The 16,402-nt window shown below is 64.7% G+C and carries 20 protein-coding genes; 14 read left to right on the top strand and 6 right to left on the bottom strand.

The window, feature by feature from the left end; all coding sequences use genetic code 11:
* The first annotated feature begins 33 nt into the window (after positions 1-33).
* Entirely contained in the window at positions 34-303 is a 270-nt protein-coding gene (locus tag BRA1253DRAFT_RS19705) for a DUF3551 domain-containing protein (RefSeq protein ID WP_007597230.1), read from the top strand.
* A 60-nt stretch (positions 304-363) separates the two neighbouring features.
* On the opposite strand, the gene BRA1253DRAFT_RS19700 is transcribed toward BRA1253DRAFT_RS19705, so the two are convergent.
* Together BRA1253DRAFT_RS19700 and BRA1253DRAFT_RS19695 are read right to left on the bottom strand one after the other, a co-directional pair.
* A complete protein-coding gene (locus BRA1253DRAFT_RS19700; protein ID WP_007597229.1) occupies positions 364-1,065 on the bottom strand; it encodes an SGNH/GDSL hydrolase family protein in 702 nt (233 codons plus the stop codon).
* An 88-nt stretch (positions 1,066-1,153) separates the two neighbouring features.
* Complete coding sequence (locus tag BRA1253DRAFT_RS19695) at positions 1,154-2,134, bottom strand: tripartite tricarboxylate transporter substrate binding protein (RefSeq protein ID WP_035995287.1); 981 nt, start codon at positions 2,132-2,134, stop codon at positions 1,154-1,156.
* A gap of 333 nt (positions 2,135-2,467) precedes the next feature.
* On the opposite strand from BRA1253DRAFT_RS19695, the gene BRA1253DRAFT_RS19690 reads away from it, so the two are divergent.
* The 5 genes from BRA1253DRAFT_RS19690 to BRA1253DRAFT_RS19670 all read left to right on the top strand — a co-directional run bounded on the left by BRA1253DRAFT_RS19690 (position 2,468) and on the right by BRA1253DRAFT_RS19670 (position 7,094).
* Positions 2,468-4,282, top strand: coding sequence for a long-chain-acyl-CoA synthetase (locus BRA1253DRAFT_RS19690; RefSeq protein WP_007597227.1), 1,815 nt, complete (start codon positions 2,468-2,470; stop codon positions 4,280-4,282).
* A gap of 141 nt (positions 4,283-4,423) precedes the next feature.
* Complete coding sequence (locus tag BRA1253DRAFT_RS19685; protein WP_007597226.1) at positions 4,424-4,669, top strand: acyl carrier protein; 246 nt, start codon at positions 4,424-4,426, stop codon at positions 4,667-4,669.
* The gene (locus BRA1253DRAFT_RS19680) at positions 4,656-6,038 is read left to right on the top strand and encodes a class I adenylate-forming enzyme family protein (protein ID WP_007597225.1); all 1,383 of its coding nucleotides are present in this window, start codon (positions 4,656-4,658) and stop codon (positions 6,036-6,038) included. The genes BRA1253DRAFT_RS19685 and BRA1253DRAFT_RS19680 overlap by 14 nt, the downstream gene beginning before the upstream one ends.
* Entirely contained in the window at positions 6,031-6,753 is a 723-nt protein-coding gene (locus tag BRA1253DRAFT_RS19675; RefSeq protein ID WP_007597224.1) for an SDR family NAD(P)-dependent oxidoreductase, read from the top strand. The genes BRA1253DRAFT_RS19680 and BRA1253DRAFT_RS19675 overlap by 8 nt, the downstream gene beginning before the upstream one ends.
* A gap of 125 nt (positions 6,754-6,878) precedes the next feature.
* Positions 6,879-7,094, top strand: coding sequence for a hypothetical protein (locus BRA1253DRAFT_RS19670; protein ID WP_007597217.1), 216 nt, complete (start codon positions 6,879-6,881; stop codon positions 7,092-7,094).
* A 4-nt stretch (positions 7,095-7,098) separates the two neighbouring features.
* Here BRA1253DRAFT_RS19670 and BRA1253DRAFT_RS19665 read toward each other — a convergent pair whose 3' ends face one another.
* Positions 7,099-7,524, bottom strand: coding sequence for a ribbon-helix-helix domain-containing protein (locus BRA1253DRAFT_RS19665; protein WP_007597215.1), 426 nt, complete (start codon positions 7,522-7,524; stop codon positions 7,099-7,101).
* Positions 7,525-7,705: 181 nt separating this feature from the next.
* Here BRA1253DRAFT_RS19665 and BRA1253DRAFT_RS19660 point away from each other — a divergent pair, with 181 nt between their 5' ends.
* Positions 7,706-8,845: a DUF3095 domain-containing protein gene (locus BRA1253DRAFT_RS19660; RefSeq protein WP_007597213.1), complete on the top strand. Its 1,140-nt coding sequence runs from the start codon at positions 7,706-7,708 to the stop codon at positions 8,843-8,845.
* 4 nt (positions 8,846-8,849) lie between these two features.
* Here the strand turns inward: BRA1253DRAFT_RS19660 and BRA1253DRAFT_RS19655 are convergent, their stop codons facing one another.
* The 3 genes from BRA1253DRAFT_RS19655 to BRA1253DRAFT_RS19645 all read right to left on the bottom strand — a co-directional run bounded on the left by BRA1253DRAFT_RS19655 (position 8,850) and on the right by BRA1253DRAFT_RS19645 (position 11,387).
* Complete coding sequence (locus BRA1253DRAFT_RS19655) at positions 8,850-9,284, bottom strand: DUF2147 domain-containing protein (protein WP_088941344.1); 435 nt, start codon at positions 9,282-9,284, stop codon at positions 8,850-8,852.
* Between the two features lie 107 nt (positions 9,285-9,391).
* Positions 9,392-10,777 (bottom strand): MATE family efflux transporter, encoded by a 1,386-nt coding sequence (locus tag BRA1253DRAFT_RS19650; protein WP_007597208.1) that lies wholly within the window; start codon positions 10,775-10,777, stop codon positions 9,392-9,394.
* An 82-nt stretch (positions 10,778-10,859) separates the two neighbouring features.
* Positions 10,860-11,387, bottom strand: a complete 528-nt coding sequence (locus BRA1253DRAFT_RS19645; RefSeq protein WP_007597206.1) for a GNAT family N-acetyltransferase — start codon at positions 11,385-11,387, stop codon at positions 10,860-10,862.
* Positions 11,388-11,625: 238 nt separating this feature from the next.
* On the opposite strand from BRA1253DRAFT_RS19645, the gene BRA1253DRAFT_RS19640 reads away from it, so the two are divergent.
* The 7 genes from BRA1253DRAFT_RS19640 (at position 11,626) to BRA1253DRAFT_RS19610 (ending at position 16,382) form a co-directional block, all read left to right on the top strand.
* Positions 11,626-12,222, top strand: a complete 597-nt coding sequence (locus BRA1253DRAFT_RS19640; RefSeq protein ID WP_007597204.1) for a superoxide dismutase — start codon at positions 11,626-11,628, stop codon at positions 12,220-12,222.
* Positions 12,223-12,477: 255 nt separating this feature from the next.
* Positions 12,478-13,089 carry a permease gene (locus tag BRA1253DRAFT_RS19635; protein WP_007597202.1) on the top strand — a complete coding sequence of 204 codons (612 nt, stop codon included), beginning with the start codon at positions 12,478-12,480 and terminating at the stop codon, positions 13,087-13,089.
* Positions 13,086-13,586 (top strand): hypothetical protein, encoded by a 501-nt coding sequence (locus tag BRA1253DRAFT_RS19630; protein WP_007597199.1) that lies wholly within the window; start codon positions 13,086-13,088, stop codon positions 13,584-13,586. Before BRA1253DRAFT_RS19635 ends, BRA1253DRAFT_RS19630 begins: the two co-directional genes overlap by 4 nt.
* Positions 13,587-13,630: 44 nt before the next feature.
* Positions 13,631-13,879, top strand: coding sequence for a hypothetical protein (locus BRA1253DRAFT_RS45305; protein WP_035993672.1), 249 nt, complete (start codon positions 13,631-13,633; stop codon positions 13,877-13,879).
* 2 nt (positions 13,880-13,881) lie between these two features.
* Positions 13,882-14,637 carry a metal ABC transporter ATP-binding protein gene (locus BRA1253DRAFT_RS19620; protein WP_007597191.1) on the top strand — a complete coding sequence of 252 codons (756 nt, stop codon included), beginning with the start codon at positions 13,882-13,884 and terminating at the stop codon, positions 14,635-14,637.
* Between the two features lie 6 nt (positions 14,638-14,643).
* Positions 14,644-15,513, top strand: a complete 870-nt coding sequence (locus BRA1253DRAFT_RS19615; RefSeq protein ID WP_007597190.1) for a metal ABC transporter permease — start codon at positions 14,644-14,646, stop codon at positions 15,511-15,513.
* Between the two features lie 5 nt (positions 15,514-15,518).
* Positions 15,519-16,382, top strand: a complete 864-nt coding sequence (locus tag BRA1253DRAFT_RS19610) for a metal ABC transporter solute-binding protein, Zn/Mn family (RefSeq protein WP_007597189.1) — start codon at positions 15,519-15,521, stop codon at positions 16,380-16,382.
* Positions 16,383-16,402 lie beyond the last annotated feature (20 nt).

The following is a 16,402-nucleotide window of genomic DNA, read 5'->3' as shown; positions in this document are numbered from 1 at the left end:
CGATCTGCAATGCGGATTTCAGGGGGAATTTTCATGCATCGCTTATTCGGCCTGATCATGACCGTCGGTGCCCTGCTCACGGCGGCGCCGTCGCATGCGCAGACCTTCGATCCGCGCTATCCCGTCTGCATGCACGTCTATTCCGGTGCGAACGGGGGTGGCGGGGAGTGGTACGATTGCTCCTTCACCTCCGTGCCTCAGTGCCGAGCTACCGCTTCAGGCCGCTCCGCCAGCTGCGATCTCAATCCGTATTATCCGTTCAACGCACCACCGCAGCGCTTGCGCCATCAGCGCGGCGGCTAGCGCGGGGCAATTACGTCCCGGCGGTCCGTGGGGCATCGCGGATGAGCCGCCGCGTGCCTTTTAGGAGGGCGGCGCCATGTTGACAGCGTCGACGATTGCGTTGGTCAATTGCCACGTCATCTTGTCCGTGGTCCAGTCGCTTGCGTGCAGCCTGTCGTCGTCGCCTGGGTCGACCATGCGGTCGAACGAAATCCCGGCGACATCATGCCAGCCCTTCATCAGCGCGAAACGGCCGAAGACGTTGACGCGCTTCTCCTGCGCGATCTGGCTGATCGCCTTGACCATGGCGCTTGCCTTCCTGGCCTTGGCCGGTGTCAGCAGCGCCGGCACATATTGAAGGTCCATCAGGATCACATCGATCTGCTTGGCGTCGAGCAGCCGGTCAACACCCTCGCGGATCGCTTGCGTGGTGTCCTCGAACGAGGGACCGGCGGATTGCCACACTGAATTGGTACCGACCTGCCAGATCACCAGATCGGGCTTCAGATCGAAGACGTCATGCTCGAACCGATTCAACTCCAAACGAGCATCTTCGCCGCCGACGCCGCGGTTGATCACCTCGATTGCGACGTTTGGAAATTTTATCCGAAGGTCCGACAGCAGCCGCTGCGGATAGGGCGCAATACCCCCTTCGCCCGCCGTGGTCGACGAGCCGATCGCGACCAGCCTGGCCTGTCCGCCCTTCACTCGGTGAGCAAAATTTGTCAGCGGCTGCTCGAAAGGCGCGGCCCGGACGGGAAACTCTAAGGGATCGAGAGCCACGGGTCGCTTTCCTTTCGCAGCCAGAACAACGCCGGCAGAAAGAATAGCCCGTTTCCCCGAGGTCACCTAGCGTCGCGAGGCCCGCTTGCTATTGCTTCCGGATGCCTGACAGCTCCACCACCTTGCGCCAACGGTCGGTCTCCGCCGTCAGCATGCCGCCGAATTCGCTGGCATTGCCGTGCAGCGGGATCGCGCCGAGCCCGGCGATGCGGGACTTGATCTCCGCGTCGGACAGCGCGGCGTCGATTTCGCGATTGAGCAGGTCGATGATCTCGCGCGGCGTGTCGTGTGGAGCGCCGACACCGTAGAATGAACTCGTCTCGTAGCCGCTGAGCGTGTCCGCGATCGGCGGCGCGTCCGGCAAAATCTCCGAACGCTCGCGCGTGGTGACGCCGAGTGCGCGCAATTTGCCGGCGCGCACGAGCTCGAAGGATGAAGTGACGTTGTCGAACATTCCCTGGATCTGGCCGCTCATCACGTCGGTCAATCCGGGTGCCGAGCCGCGATAGGGCACGTGGGTGAACTGCACACCGGCCAGCGACTTGAACAGCTCGCCAGAGAGATGCAGCGAGGTGCCGATGCCGGAAGAGGCAATCGACATCTTGCCGGGATTGGTCTTGGCGTAGGCGATGAAGTCGGCGACGCTGTTCACCGGCAGGTCGTTGTTGACGACCAGCACCAGCGGAATTCGCGCGACGCCGGCGACCGGCGCGATGCCCTTGGCGAAATCATACGGCAGCGCCGGGTCGAACGAGGCGTTGATGGCGTTGGCGGTCGAGGTCAACAGCAGGGTGTGACCATCGGGGGCGGACGTGATCACCGCCTGTGTCCCGATATTGCTGCCGGCGCCGGGCTTGTTCTCGACGACGAAGGTCTGGCCGAGCCAGTCGGAGAGGCGCTGGCAGAGCAGCCGCGACAGCACGTCGGTGGCCCCACCCGGCGCATAGGGTACCACCCATTTCACGCTGCGCGAGGGATAGGAGGGATTGCCGATCGCAAAGGCGCGTGGCGTGGCGAGCACGGTTGCGGCAGAGGCTGCAGCCTGAAGGAAATGTCGCTTGGTGATCAATGCATGCATCCCGCTCTTCTTCCTTCTCCCTTGTGGGAGAAGGTGGCGCGAAGCGCCGGATGAGGGGTCACTCTCCGCACGTGAACTCGCGGAGAGTGCCCCCTCACCCGTCTCGCCGCTATGCGGCGAGCCACCCTCTCCAACAAGGCGAGAGGGGAAGCTTCCACGCACGATGAGATACTGCAAAGGCTGTGGCTGCGCACGCCCATCCCACCGGTTTGGTAAAGGATGACTAGAGTTAATCGCGCACTAACCCGGTTTTACCTTGTCTCTTAACACCTGGGCAGGGCGTGCGAGCTAAGCTCTCGGAACCAGCAGACACGTTCCGAAAGAATGAACGGCATGACAACCGGCGTCATCGAGCAACCGAAAGCCGCGCGCGCACCTTCGGCTTCGAAAATCTGGCTGAAGGCGATCGAGCTCACCGCACGGATCGAGACGTTGCCGGGCCGGCTGTTCGCCGACGTCGTCGATGATTGGGCGCAGCGCCAGCCCGATCGCATTGCGCTGGCCACCGATGACGCGAGCCTCGACTATGAGGGGCTTTCGAAACGCATCAATCGCTATGCGCGGTGGGCGCGCTCGGCCGGTGTGGCCAAGGGCGACAGTGTCGCGCTGATCATGCCGAACGGCATCGACTATGTCGCGGCCTGGCTCGGCATCAGCCGGGTCGGTGGCGTGGTCGCGCTGATCAACACCAAGCTCGTCGGCCGGTCGCTCGCGCATTGCATCGGTGTCGCAAGGCCCGCTCACATCATTGTCGCGCACGAGCTCAAGGATGCGCTGGACGGCGCGTCGCCACCCCTGAACACGGAAGCAAAGGTCTGGACTCATGGCGATGCCCGCAGCGAACGTGCGATCGATGTCGCGCTTGCCGCCCTCGACGACGGGCCGCTTTCGCCGGACGAGCGTGGCGACGTCACCATCGACGACCGGGCCCTGCTGATCTACACGTCCGGGACGACCGGCCTGCCGAAAGCCGCCAGCATCAGCCACCGCCGCATCCTCAATTGGGGCTTTTGGTTCGCCGGCCTCACCGGCGCGACGCCGCAGGATCGGCTCTACGATTGCCTGCCGCTGTTCCACTCGGTCGGCGGCATCGTCGCGCCATGCAGCATGCTCGCTGCCGGCGGTGCGGTGGTGATCGCGGAAAAATTCTCGGCCTCGAATTTCTGGCCCGACATTGTGCGCCACGACTGTACGCTGTTTCAGTATATCGGCGAGCTCTGTCGCTACCTGCTCAAGGCGCCGCCGTCGGAATACGAGAACCGGCATCGCCTGCGGCTCGTCTGCGGCAACGGCCTGCGCGGTGATATCTGGGACGATTTTCAGGCGCGTTTCGCCATTCCGCGCATCCTCGAATTCTACGCGGCGACGGAAGGCAATTTCTCGCTGTTCAACGTCGAGGGCCAGCCCGGCGCGATCGGCCGCGTTCCGCCGCTGCTCGCGCATCGTTTCCCTGCCGGTCTCGTCAAGCTCGATCCCGATAACGGCGCGCCGCTGCGCAATGCAGAGGGGTTTTGTATTCCCTGCGCGCGCGGCGAGCCCGGCGAAGCCATAGGCCGCATCGGCACGGCGGATGAGGGCGGCGGCCGCTTCGAGGGCTACACCGAGGCGAGCGAGACCGAGAAGAAGATCCTGCGCGATGTCTTTGCCAAGGGCGATTCCTGGTTCCGCACCGGCGACCTGATGCGGCTCGACGAGAAGGGATTCTTCCACTTCGTCGACCGCATCGGCGACACCTTTCGCTGGAAGGGCGAGAACGTCGCGACTTCGGAGGTCAACGACGCAGTGCGCGATTTCAGCGGCGTGATCGACGCCACCACCTACGGCGTCAGCATCCCCGGCACTGATGGCCGCGCCGGCATGAGCGCGATCGTGGTGAACGAGGGCTTCGTGCTCGAGGCGCTGCCCGCCCATCTCGCACAGCGCCTGCCGGCCTATGCTCATCCCGTCTTCATACGCATCTCGCGCGAGCTCGATGCGACCGAGACGTTCAAGCAAAAAAAGGGCGAGCTCGCGCGCGAGGGGTTTGATCCGGGCGCGGTCTCCGATCCGCTGTTCATGCTGGACCCGAAAACCGGCGCCTATGTCGCGCTGGACGCAGAGACATATGCGCAAATCAACGAGGGTACGATCCGGCTCTAGCCGCGCGAAAATCCGCCAGATAGGTCCAATTTTATCCGAATTGTCCAAGAAGCCATTTACTTATGTCGGGTAAACAAGCGGCCAAGGGAGGCGGTCATCAAGAGCCGCCGGAACACGAACGACAACAGAAGCGAGCCAGCCATGTCGGTACGGTCTAAGGTCATCGAAGCGATCCAGCAGATCGCCAAGGAGCAGCACGTCGCGCTTCCCGCACTCTCTGACGATCTGTCCCTGCACGAGACGGGATTCGACTCGCTCGCCTTCGCCATCCTGGTGGCACGCCTCGAGGACGAGACCGGCGTCGACCCTTTCACCATTTCCGAGGACGCAGCGTTCCCTGCCACCGTGGGCGATTTCGTGCGGGCCTACGAAAATGTCCCCGCGTGAGATCTTTGCGCTCCGCGACCATCTTGGCGCGGAGCTGACCGGACGCACGCTGTCGGACGCGCAGGATGTCGTGTCGCTGACGGATATCCTGTCGCAGACGGTCCTGGCTGGCCGCCTGGGCGAGCTGTCCGGCCGCGCCGTGCTGCTGAAATTGTCCGACCAGCTCCGATCGGGTCTTGCCATGATCGAGCTCGACGGTATTGCCCGCCGCATGCTGCTATGCCCGCCCGATCTCAACCCCGCGCATCTCGATGCGCTGATGGCGGATGCCGGGATCGATGCCGTCGTCACCGACGAGCCCGATCGCTGGGCCGAGACCGGCGTGCCGCTGGTCGTCACCGCACAACTGCCGCTTCAAGCCACTGCGCCGGCCAGGACCGAATGTGCCACGGAGTGGCTGATGCTCACTTCGGGCACGTCGGGCGTGCCGAAAATCGTCGGCCATACGCTGGAAGCACTCACCGGCGCCATCGTCGCCGAAGGCCCGGCGCGCGGACCCGCGCCAATATGGGCGACGTTCTACGACATCCGCCGCTATGGCGGCCTGCAGATATTCCTCCGCGCCGTCCTCTCGGGCGGCTCGATGGTGCTGTCCGATCCGCATGAGGCGCTCGGCGATCACGTCACGCGGCTGAACGCGCGCGGCGTCTCCCATATCTCCGGCACGCCCTCGCACTGGCGCAAATTGTTGATGAGCGGCTCGGCCGCGCAGTTCGCGCCGCGCTATGTCCGCCTCTCCGGCGAGATCGCCGACCAGGCGGTGCTGGACGGCCTGAAGGCGGCGTTCCCGAATTCCTCCGTCGGCCATGCCTATGCATCAACCGAGGCCGGCGTCGGCTTTGCCGTCAATGACGGGCTGGAAGGCTTTCCGGCGGACTATCTCGGCAACCGCAACGGCATCGAAATGAAGGTCGTCGACGGCTCGCTACGCATCCGTTCGACCCGCACAGCGCACGCCTATATCGGCCGCGACGCGGCCGCGCTCACCGATGCGGACGGGTATGTCGATAGCGGCGATATCGTCGAATTGCGCGGCGACCGCTACTATTTCGTCGGCCGCCGCGGCGGCATCATCAATATCGGTGGGCTGAAGGTTCACCCCGAAGAGATCGAGGCGGTGATCAACCGTCATCCCGACGTACGGATGTCGCGGGCGAAGTCACGCAAGAGCCCGATCACCGGCGGCATCGTCGTCGCCGACGCGATCCTCGCCGACGGTACCGATACGGCGCGCGCGAAAGAGATCCGCGACCAGATCCTGGATCAGTGCCGCGCGCAGCTCGCGTCCCACAAGGTGCCGGCGGTGATCCGCTTCGTCGAGGCGCTCGACGTCACCCCGGCCGGCAAACTGGCGCGCACCGATGCATAATGTTCTCGTCACGGGTGGTAGCCGCGGCATCGGCCTTGCAATCGGCCAGCGGCTTGTTGATGCCGGCTACAACGTGATCGCGGCGGCGCGGCGCGAGAGCGACGCGCTCAAGGCGGCGATTGCCGGGTCGGAGGGGCGCCTGCATTTCCGCGCCTGCGACCTCGCCGTGATCGACGCGATTCCCGCTTTCGCAAAACTCGTGCGCGATGAATTCGGCCCGATCTACGGCCTCGTCAACAATGCCGGCCTCGGCACCGAAGGCCTGCTCGCGACCATGCACAATTCCGAGATCGAGGCGCTGGTGCAGCTCAACGTGCTGTCACCGATCATTCTCACCAAATATGTCGCACGGCAGATGATGGCCGACGGTGCCGGCCGCATCATCAACATCTCGTCGATCATCGCGACCACCGGCTATAACGGCCTCTCCGTTTACGGTGCGACCAAGGCCGCCGCTACCGGCTTCACCCGTTCGCTTGCGCGCGAGGTCGGCAAGCTCGGCATCACCGTGAACGCGATCGCGCCTGGTTTCATCGACACCGAGCTGACGCACAATCTCTCCGACGACAGCCGAAAGCGCATCGCCGGCCGCAGCGCGCTGCGGCGCCTGCCGGAGACCGACGACGTCGCGCGCATGGTGGAATATCTGCTGGGAGAGGGCGGGCGCAACGTGACGGGTAGCGTGTTCACGGTCGACGCGGGCAACACGGCGTAGGCGGAACTCTACTGCCACAATTGCATTGATCCGGCGCAATGACATCATCCGGATTTGGTCGTAAGCTGCCGCGCGATCGATTGGCTTACGTCAATCGATCTGCCCTAATCGATAGGGAGCAGTCAATGACCGCTGCGAGCCCGGACAAGGCGTCGGTAAAGCCATCTTCCGCACAGCAAAGCGACGTCCACTGCCAGACCGTTCACTGCCAACCGATGTCTCATCAAAATTCAGGTGATCACGGTTACGAAATGTATCCGCAGAAATTCGTGCGTCTGGTCGGTTGCCATGACGTACCCTCATCCGCGCTGCGCAAGCGCGAGGGCGAGAAGCTGCACTAGACGTTCAGGTCCGGTGCTTCGGCAGGTCAATCCGTTCGTGTGAGAACTCCGGCGGGCCGTCGGTCAGGCGGCGAATCCGGCGCTCGCGTTCGTCTTCAGACAGGGCGGGATCGAGCAGCCCCTCGAGTTCATGCACCGCAAGCTCTTCGATCCTGGTGGCATCCGAAGCGAGCGAGTGCCCTGGCGGGAGTGTCGGGGGCGCGACCTTTAGGCCCAGCTCGACCAGCGTACGAATGGCATCGGAGCGCGACAGGTGATGGGTTTCCGCCCAGCTATCGACGGCCGCGGTCAGGCTTTCCGGCATCTTCACCGCGCTGATCGGATCACGGCCAGTGCGCCGGCTTACCGGAGCGATGGAGTCCTTCCTGTCGAAGTCGGACACGTCGATGTTCCCGCGCAACCATGTGAGATCATCGAGACTAGACGCCATTTACGGCCAACTGTTTGATGCCGATCAATGACCTTCTGTGGCATTGCAGCGCGCCCTCATCTTGTTGTCCGGGTCCATTTCGTCCAATGGTTGCAAGGGCGCGCCCCCCCCCCGGCGAACCCGAATCGATCCTGCTACGTATGTCTTTTGGACACGCGTCCCAACCATCCGGCATCATTCGATGACATCAGCGTTCTATAGCGGCATTCCGGTCTTTCGCGGCTTCACCAGCCTGATGGACCCCGCTTTGTATTCGCCGCTGCCGGACGACTGGAGCGTCGGCGTTGCCGACATCGTGGATTCCACCAAGGCCATCGCCGCGCAGCGCTACAAGGCGGTGAACATGGCCGGTGCCGCCGTGATCGCGGCGGTGACGAACGCATTGGAGGGACGCGAATTTCCCTTCGTGTTCGGCGGAGACGGCGCGAGTTTTGCGGTCGCGCCTAATGATCTCGAACTGGCCCGCGAGGCTTTGGCTGCGACCGCGACCTGGGTCCGGGAAGATCTCGACTTGCGGATGCGCGTCGCGCTGGTGCCAGTCAGGGCCATCCGCGGTCACGGCCTAGACGTACGCGTCGCGCGCTTCGGTCCGTCGGCCAATTTGTCGTATGCGATGTTTTCTGGCGGCGGGCTCGCCTGGGCGGACGCTGCGATGAAGCGCGGCGAGTTTGCGATCGCCGAAGCGCCCGCGGGCACGCAGCCCGATCTCTCCGGCCTGTCCTGCCGCTTCGAGGTGATTCCGGCCGCGCGCGGCCTGATCCTGTCGGTGCTGGTGATGCCGGCCCCGAGCGCCGACCCGCGGGCCTTCCGCAACGTGATCGAGGATGTCATCCATCTCGTCGAGCGCAGTCCGGATGCCGGTCGGCCCGTGCCGCCGCAGGGGCCGCCGCTGACATGGCCGCCGCAGGGGCTGGACTATGAGGCGCGCACCAAGCGCGGAGGTCCGCTGCTCGCACGCCGCGCCAGCGTGCTGGCCTACACGCTGTTCGTCTATCTGATCATGCGCTTCGACCTCAAGCTCGGCGGCTTCGTGCCGAAGCTTTATAAGCGGCAGGTCGTGGAGAACTCCGACTTCCGCAAATACGACGACGGCCTGCGCATGATCCTCGACTGTACGCCGGAGCTCGAACGCGCGCTCAGCGATCGCCTCGCGACTGCCGCGCGCGACGGCATCGTGCGTTACGGGCTCCACCAGCAGGACGCCGCGATGATGACCTGCTTCACCCCGTCGGCGCTCCGCAGCGACCACGTCCATTTCATCGACGGTGCGCGGGGCGGCTACGCCTCGGCGGCGACGGCGCTGAAGGCAATGATGGCGTGAAGCGCTAGCGCCCGGCGCGGGTCCAGGTTTCGCCGCCGCAGAGCGCGCCGACGCAGCCTTCGACCCGCAGTGAATCCGCAGATGTCACGGTCACGCTGCTCGCATAGGTGCTGCCGTCGTCGGCATTGTAGATCTGGCCCGACCATTTGTTCGGTCCTGAAGGCTGCATGCCGCTGAACAATGGCAAGCCGATCATCGGGCGCCTGGCGAGGGCGGGATTGGGATTCTTGCTATCGGTAGCGGGCTGGCCGGTCGCGGTGTCGTGGGGTTCACGCAGCCAGACGACGTTGCCGCAGATGCCGCCGCCGCATTTGCTGATCTTGACGCGGGCATCCCCGGCCTGGGTGAGCCAGGTCCCGTCGGCGCTCTGCGCATGGGCGGCAGTCGCGCCAAGGAACGCAGCCAGAAGGACGATGAGAGCAGCGAATCTGGAAGTCATGAAGAGAGCCCCGAGGTGGAGCGCCTCCATAGCAGCCCAGCAGGATAGTGCAACGCTGGATGGAATCACATTCCTGCGTTTATCTGCCTGCGTGCATTGACCTGCGCTCATTTGCCCCAGCGCACCAAGGCGACCGAGCCTGCGGTCGACAGCCCGAACACCACCATGGCGCCGCCGACCAGTGCGAACAGGGTCCAGGCTGGAGCCTGCGCCATCATGAGGATGCCGCCGCCGATCGCGACGATCAGAAGCCGCGCGCTGGAGGCGAGCACGGGACCGCCGACCCGCGCCGCGCCCTGCGAGGAGAAATACAGCGATACGCCCATGCCGAAGAACACGAAGGTCGGGCCGGCCCAGTGGAAATAGCTGTGCGCGGCGGCGGCAACACCGGGATCCCTGGTGAAGAGCGAAACCCACAGTGACGGATCGAGCGCGATGACGAGGCCGATCAGGCCGACCGTGAGTCCCGAGGCCCCGGCCGCGGTCCAGGCCACGCGCCGCGCGCGCCTCACCTGTCCCGCGCCCATCGCCATGCCCACCATCGGCACCGATGCGATGCCAAAGGCGAAGGTGATCGGGATCAGCAAGAATTCCAGTCGCGAGCCGATGCCATAACCGGCCAGCATCTCGGTGCCGAAGGTCGCCAGGATCTTGGTGAAGATTAAAATGGTGAGCACGGTCTGGAGCGGCGACAGGCAGGCGACCGCGCCGACCTTGAGGATGTCGAAGAACAACGCGCGATCGAAATCGAAGGCGCGGAGATCCAGCGGTAGCCGGCTGCGGCCGGACCAGAGATACCACAGGAAAAAGATCGCGGCGCAGGTGAACGCGATCAACTGACCGGCGGCGACACCGGGCATGCCGAATTGCGGCACGCCGAACAGGCCGAGCCCCAGCGTGCCGCCGAGCGCGATCTGGAGCACGCTCGTCCCGATCAGCGCCATCGAGGGCAGACGCATGTCGCCGGTGCCGCGGATCACCGAGGCCAGCGTGTTGACGAGCCAGATCGCGACCGCGCCGGAGAACAGCATTTGCGAATAGCCGCTGGCTTCCTCGAGTACACGCTCGCGCCCGCCCAGCAGCATGAAGAACGAGCGGCCGAAGACGAGCATCGTCACCGTGAAGAAAAGCCCGCCGCAGAGGCCGATGATGGCGGCGTGCAGCGCCAGCGTCGCCGCACGGGTCCGATCGCCGGCGCCGAGCGCGCGGCTGATCGCAGACGAGACGCCGCCGCCCATCGCGCCCGCGCTCATCATCTGCGTCAGCATGGCGAACGGAAACACCAGCGCGATCGCTGCGAGCGGGATGGTGCCGAGCCGGCCGATATAGGAGGTCTCGGCGACCGCAACGAGCGTGCTGCCGACCATCGCGATCATGTTGGGGATCGCAAGCCGCAGCAGTGTGGGCAGGATCGGTGCCGTCAGCAAGCCGGCGATGGGGGAGGCGACCGGGGCAGGCGGCGGCACGGCGTCTATCGAGGCGTCGATCGTCATGTGTCACCGCGCGGAATATTGGATGATGACCGACATATTATATGGCGTGCGGCGCCGGCGCCAGCCTCGCTTCACGCAGGGCTCACCAGGGCAGGCCGCAGAGGTCGATGGTGCCCAGCGTCGGCGCGCTGACGATGTTGCAGACATAGGGCGCCATGTGGGTGAAGCGGATCCGCCCCTCCGGCTGCTCGCAATAGACCTCGCCCTTGAAGGGGAGCCAGCTGCGGTTCTGGTAGAACGCGACATTGTGCGGCTCGCAGAACAGCAGCGCGAAGCGGACCGCCTCGTTGGCACGCATGGTATGCAGCGCGGCGTCGATCGCCATGGTGGCATAGCCGCGGCCGCGCCGGTCCTCCCGCGTGCAGACGCCGCCGATGCCGCCGATGTGAACCTTCTGCCCGTTCCAGGTGACGGTGCGGAAATAGATGCCGACATGGCAGACGAGACCATCCTCGGGCGTCTCGATCAGCACGCGCAAATCGGCATTGGCCCATTTGACGTGAGCCCAGGAGGGCTTCTCGACGGCGTCGCGTCCCCAGACGGCGCTGAGCAGGGGCTGTGCGATCGGCCATGAGGCGTCGCCGTTCAAAATGTCGATCTCGATGCTCATCGCTCTCTCTTTCGCATCTCCGTGCCGCCGGTGCGTTTCGTTCTGCCATAAGCACCTCAAAGGCAATGATATTTTACGGCCCGGTTGAAACGACCGACATCCTTGCGACGATTTTATGCAATCCGGCCAAGCCGCCGCACCATGCCTTCTGGAAAATTCGCGGTATTTAACGGCCACGGAACCTTCTATAAGGGGTGACCGTTAAGTCTCGTTCCCCCATCAGTCGCGGACAACACCCATGACCTTTACGCTGCCCCCACTCCCCTACGCCTATGACGCCCTCGGGCAATTCATGTCGAAGGAAACGCTCGAATTCCACCACGACAAGCATCATCAGGCCTATGTCACCAACGGCAACAACGCGCTCAAGGGCACCGAATGGGAAGGCAAGTCCCTTGAGGAGATCGTCAAGGGCTCGTTCGGCAAGAACCCCGCGGTGTTCAACAATGCCGGCCAGCACTACAACCACATCCATTTCTGGAGCTGGATGAAGCCCAATGGCGGCGGCACCAAGCTGCCGGGCAAGATCGAGAAGAAGATCAACGAGGATCTCGGCGGCTTCGAGAAGTTCAAGACCGACTTCCAGGCGGCCGGCGTCGGCCAGTTCGGCTCCGGCTGGTGCTGGCTCCAAGTCAAGAACGGCAAGCTCGAGATATCCAAGACCCCGAACGGCGAGAATCCGCTGGTGCACGGCGCCACCCCGATCCTCGGCTGCGACGTCTGGGAGCACTCCTACTACATCGACTATCGCAACCGCCGTCCGGACTATCTCAAGGCGTTCGTCGAGAACCTCGTGAACTGGGAATACGTCGAGTCCCTGTTCGACAAGGCGTAAGATTTTACGCCACCATTCCGGGATGGTGCGCTAGCACCAGACCCGGAATCTCGAGATTCCGGGTTCGGCTTCGCCGCCCCGGAATGACGGAAACAACGGAAGGCGGTCGCACGTGCGGCCGCCTTTTTGCTGTGCGGAATTCGGCCCCGCATGGCCCTGCGCGAGGTGCGCATCGCTCCCGTCATCGTACTGTTTGCATCGCATCTGCGGCGCCCTTAATCAGGACGGGCATCACCCTCGAGCCGAACGCGCCCGTTGTCAGAACCCTCCCCGAAAGACCCGGCGCCCGCCGAGGACGCGGACTCCGAGCCACGGCCGGGGCGCGTGCGCAAGCCGATCGGCTGGTCGACCATCATCATCGCAGCGCTGGTGGCGGTGAGCGCGGGTCTGGTCTGGCGGCGTGACGGCACCGACGGTGTTCTCGAGATCCTGACCCACGATCTCTCGCTGTTCGGCGGCATCCTGCCGCGCGTGCTGGCCGGCTGCCTGCTCGGTGCGTTCATCTCCGAGATCCTGCCGCACGAAAAAGTCTCGCGCGCGCTCGGGCCGAAATCGGGCCTGAAAGGCCTTCTGATCGGCACTGCCTTCGGCGCGATCCTGCCCGGCGGTCCCTTCACCGCCTATCCCGTGGCGAGTGCGTTGCTCGCGGTCGGCGCCGATTTCGGTGCCACCATCGCCATGGTCGTGAGCTGGACCTTGATCGGCTATGGCCGGGCGGTGGCTTGGGAAATCCCGATCATGGGTACCGACTTCACGCTGTGGCGCATCGTCATCTCGCTGCCGTTGCCGGTGCTCGCAGGCGCGCTCGGCCGCTTCGTCTATGTCCGGCTCTATCCGAAGCCAGCCCTGAAGGACGACGAGAATTGAGCGCCGCGCTTCTAATCGACATCCTGTTGTGGGGCTCGGTGTTCGGCGTCGGCCTGATCGCCTTTCGCCGCGGCCCACCGGTGTTCAAGGCCTCGCTGCGCGAAGGCTCCATGGACTTCATCAAGATCGTGCCCCGGATCGCGCTGGGGGTGATCGGCTCCGGCTACATCGCCGCCATCATCCCGCAGGAGGTGATCAGCGGCTGGCTCGGCCCGGACAGCGGTTGGCTCGGGGTCGCGACTGCCGTGGTCGCCGGGGCCGCGATCCCCGGCGGCCCGGTGATCGGGTTCTCGATCGGTACGGTGGCGCTGAAATCGGGCGGTGGGGTACCGCAGGTGGTCGCCTATGTCGTCGCTTGGGCGCTGTTTGCCTTCCAGCGGGTGATTTTGTGGGAAATTCCGTTCATGCCGGCCCGTTTCGTCTGGTTCCGCTGTGCGGTTTCGGTGCCGTTCCCGTTCGTCGCCGCCGCCATCGCCATGGTGATCGGGAAGCCCTAGAGCCCGGCGTGGACAGAGGTAATGTTATAATATAACGTTTCGCCATGGTTCCCGCCGCGTCCCAAGCCCATCATCACGATCATGCTCATGGCCATTCCCATGATCATTCCCGTGACCACGGGCATTCGCATGGACACGATCATACCCACGCACACATCCATGGTGCGGCCTCTCCGCATCCGGCTCAGGCGGCGCATTGGTCGATCCTGCGCATGACGATGGCCGCCCGCCTCGCGGCCGCGCTCTCGGTCTGTGCCGTGCTCTGGGGCGTGGTCTTCCTGGCGATGAGGTGACCATGGCGGCGCTGCATTTCCACAACGTTACGCTCGGCTATGACCGTCACCCGGCCGTGCACCACCTCAATGGTGAGGTCGCCCCGGGCGCGTTGCTGGCCGTGATCGGCCCGAACGGGGCCGGCAAGTCGACACTGCTGCGCGGCATTGTCGGCATCCTCAGACCACTCGACGGCAGCATCCATCTCGGCGGGCTCGACAGCCGCGATATCGCCTATCTGCCGCAGAGTGCGGAGATCGACCGCAGCTTCCCGATTTCGGTGCTGGACTTCGTTGCCACCGGGCTATGGCGCGGGACCGGCCTGTTCGGCGGCATCGGCAAGGCGGCGCGCGAAAAGATCCTCCGCGCGATCGCTTCCGTCGGTCTCAACGGTTTCGAAAACCGCCCGATCGGCACACTCTCGGGCGGCCAGATGCAGCGCGTGCTGTTTGCGCGCGTGCTGCTCCAGGACGCGCGGCTGATCGTGCTGGACGAGCCCTTCAACGCCATCGACAGCAAGACCACGGCCGATCTGCTGGCGCTGGTGAAGCACTGGCATGGCGAGGGCCGCACCGTCCTCGCCGCGCTGCACGACATGGAGATGGTGCGCACCCATTTCAGCGAGACGCTGGTGCTGGCGCGCGGGCCCGTGGCGTGGGGCCCGACGGCAGAGGTGCTGACGCCGGAAAACCTTATGGTCGCGATGCGGATGTGCGAAGCCTTCGACGACAGCGCCGCCGCCTGCTCGGCCGATGATGCCCGCTCACGGGCGGCTTGATATCCGATGCTCTATGACGCGCTGATCGGCCCGTTCACCGAATTCGAGTTCATGCGACGTGCGCTCGCGGCCGTCATCGCGCTGTCGCTCGCGGGCGCGCCGATCGGCGTGTTCCTGATGTTGCGGCGAATGAGCCTGGTCGGCGACGCCATGGCGCATGCCATCCTCCCCGGCGCCGCTGTCGGTTTCCTGCTTTCCGGTCTCAACCTGTTCGCGATGACGGCCGGCGGCCTGATCGCGGGTTTTGCCGTCGCGATCCTCGCAGGCCTCGTCGCACGCTCGACCGGGTTGAAGGAGGATGCCTCGCTCGCGACCTTCTATCTGGCCTCGCTGGCACTGGGCGTGACCATCGTCTCGATCAAGGGCACCAATATCGACCTGCTGCACGTGCTGTTCGGCAATATCCTCGCGATGGACGATCAGACGCTGCTGGTCGTCGCCTTCAACGCCACGGTGACGCTGCTGGTGCTCGCCGTGATCTATCGCCCGCTGGTGATCGAGAGCGTCGATCCCTTGTTCTTGCGCACCGTGAGCCGGGCTGGCGGGCCTGCGCATCTCGCTTTCCTTGCGCTGGTCGTGATCAACCTCGTCAACGGCTTTCAGGCGCTCGGCACGCTGCTCGCGGTCGGCCTGATGATCCTGCCGGCCGGCATCGCGCGGTTCTGGTCGCGCGATCTCACCGTCATGATTTGCATCGCGGTCGTCGCTGCCGCCGTCTCCGGCTATGCAGGTCTTGTGCTGTCGTTCCAGACCCGTGTGCCCTCGGGCCCTGCGATCATTCTGGTGGCGAGCGCGCTCTACACCGTCTCCGTCCTGTTCGGCCGGGTCGGCGGCGTCGTCAGGCAGCTGTTTCCCGGCCGGCATCTGGAAGCGTGACAGCGATGCGGCGCATCCTGCTTTGTGTGCTCTTGCTGATCGCCTCGCCGCTGCACGCTGCGGAGCAGCTGAAGGTCGTCGCGAGCTTCTCGATCCTCGCCGATTTCGTCCGTAATGTCGGCGGCGACCGGATCAATCTGACGACGCTGGTCGGGGCCGACAGCGACGTCCACGTCTACACGCCCGCGCCCAGCGATGCGAAGCGGATCGCGGACGCAAAGCTGGTCATCGTCAACGGCCTTGGTCTCGAGGGCTGGCTGCCGCGCCTCGTGCAGTCCTCCGGATCCAAGGCGCAGGTGATCACCGCGAGCGCCGGCATCGCGCCGCTCAAGCTCGGTTCGGCCGCCGACCCGCATGGCTGGCAGTCCGTTCCCAACGCCAAAATCTACGTCACCGACATCGCCAATGCGCTGGCCGCGGCCGACCCTGATGACGCGGAGCTCTTCCGCGCCCAGGCCAAGGCCTATCTGGAAAAGCTCGAAACGCTTGACCGCGAGGTCCGCGATGCCGTGGCCAAAATCCCGCAGGAGCGGCGCAAGGTGATCTCGACCCATGACGCCTTCGGCTATTTCGCCGCCGAATACGGCGTCCAATTCATCGCGCCGCTCGGCGTCTCCACGGAAACCGAGCCCAGCGCGCGGGACATCGCCACCATCATCGGCCAGATCAAGGCCCAGAAAATCCCAGCCGTGTTCCTGGAAAATATCAGCGACGACCGGCTGATCCGGCGGATCGCGGCGGAGACCGGCTCAAAAGTCGGCGGGACCCTGATTTCGGACGGTTTGACCGGCGAAAAGGGGCCTGCACCCACTTACATTGATATGGTCAGGCACAATATAAAGGCCCTGACCAGCGCGCTTGACCACTAGGGCAGGGGCCACCCCGCCTC

This window comes from Bradyrhizobium sp. WSM1253 (assembly GCF_000244935.1).
GTDB lineage: Bacteria > Pseudomonadota > Alphaproteobacteria > Rhizobiales > Xanthobacteraceae > Bradyrhizobium > Bradyrhizobium canariense.
Note: the sequence above shows the minus strand (reverse complement) of the source record. Positions and strands in the feature narration are given on the sequence as shown.

What these genes read in the sequence shown, in the direction of transcription:
- BRA1253DRAFT_RS19705 (WP_007597230.1), top strand. Translation starts at nt 34, where the DNA reads ATGCATCGCTTATTCGGCCTGATCATGACCGTCGGTGCCCTGCTCACG.
- BRA1253DRAFT_RS19690 (WP_007597227.1), top strand. Translation starts at nt 2,468, where the DNA reads ATGAACGGCATGACAACCGGCGTCATCGAGCAACCGAAAGCCGCGCGC.
- BRA1253DRAFT_RS19685 (WP_007597226.1), top strand. Translation starts at nt 4,424, where the DNA reads ATGTCGGTACGGTCTAAGGTCATCGAAGCGATCCAGCAGATCGCCAAG.
- BRA1253DRAFT_RS19680 (WP_007597225.1), top strand. Translation starts at nt 4,656, where the DNA reads ATGTCCCCGCGTGAGATCTTTGCGCTCCGCGACCATCTTGGCGCGGAG.
- BRA1253DRAFT_RS19675 (WP_007597224.1), top strand. Translation starts at nt 6,031, where the DNA reads ATGCATAATGTTCTCGTCACGGGTGGTAGCCGCGGCATCGGCCTTGCA.
- BRA1253DRAFT_RS19670 (WP_007597217.1), top strand. Translation starts at nt 6,879, where the DNA reads ATGACCGCTGCGAGCCCGGACAAGGCGTCGGTAAAGCCATCTTCCGCA.
- BRA1253DRAFT_RS19665 (WP_007597215.1), bottom strand. Translation starts at nt 7,524, where the DNA reads ATGGCGTCTAGTCTCGATGATCTCACATGGTTGCGCGGGAACATCGAC.
- BRA1253DRAFT_RS19660 (WP_007597213.1), top strand. Translation starts at nt 7,706, where the DNA reads ATGACATCAGCGTTCTATAGCGGCATTCCGGTCTTTCGCGGCTTCACC.
- BRA1253DRAFT_RS19655 (WP_088941344.1), bottom strand. Translation starts at nt 9,284, where the DNA reads ATGACTTCCAGATTCGCTGCTCTCATCGTCCTTCTGGCTGCGTTCCTT.
- BRA1253DRAFT_RS19650 (WP_007597208.1), bottom strand. Translation starts at nt 10,777, where the DNA reads ATGACGATCGACGCCTCGATAGACGCCGTGCCGCCGCCTGCCCCGGTC.
- BRA1253DRAFT_RS19645 (WP_007597206.1), bottom strand. Translation starts at nt 11,387, where the DNA reads ATGAGCATCGAGATCGACATTTTGAACGGCGACGCCTCATGGCCGATC.
- BRA1253DRAFT_RS19640 (WP_007597204.1), top strand. Translation starts at nt 11,626, where the DNA reads ATGACCTTTACGCTGCCCCCACTCCCCTACGCCTATGACGCCCTCGGG.
- BRA1253DRAFT_RS45305 (WP_035993672.1), top strand. Translation starts at nt 13,631, where the DNA reads ATGGTTCCCGCCGCGTCCCAAGCCCATCATCACGATCATGCTCATGGC.
- BRA1253DRAFT_RS19620 (WP_007597191.1), top strand. Translation starts at nt 13,882, where the DNA reads ATGGCGGCGCTGCATTTCCACAACGTTACGCTCGGCTATGACCGTCAC.
- BRA1253DRAFT_RS19615 (WP_007597190.1), top strand. Translation starts at nt 14,644, where the DNA reads ATGCTCTATGACGCGCTGATCGGCCCGTTCACCGAATTCGAGTTCATG.
- BRA1253DRAFT_RS19610 (WP_007597189.1), top strand. Translation starts at nt 15,519, where the DNA reads ATGCGGCGCATCCTGCTTTGTGTGCTCTTGCTGATCGCCTCGCCGCTG.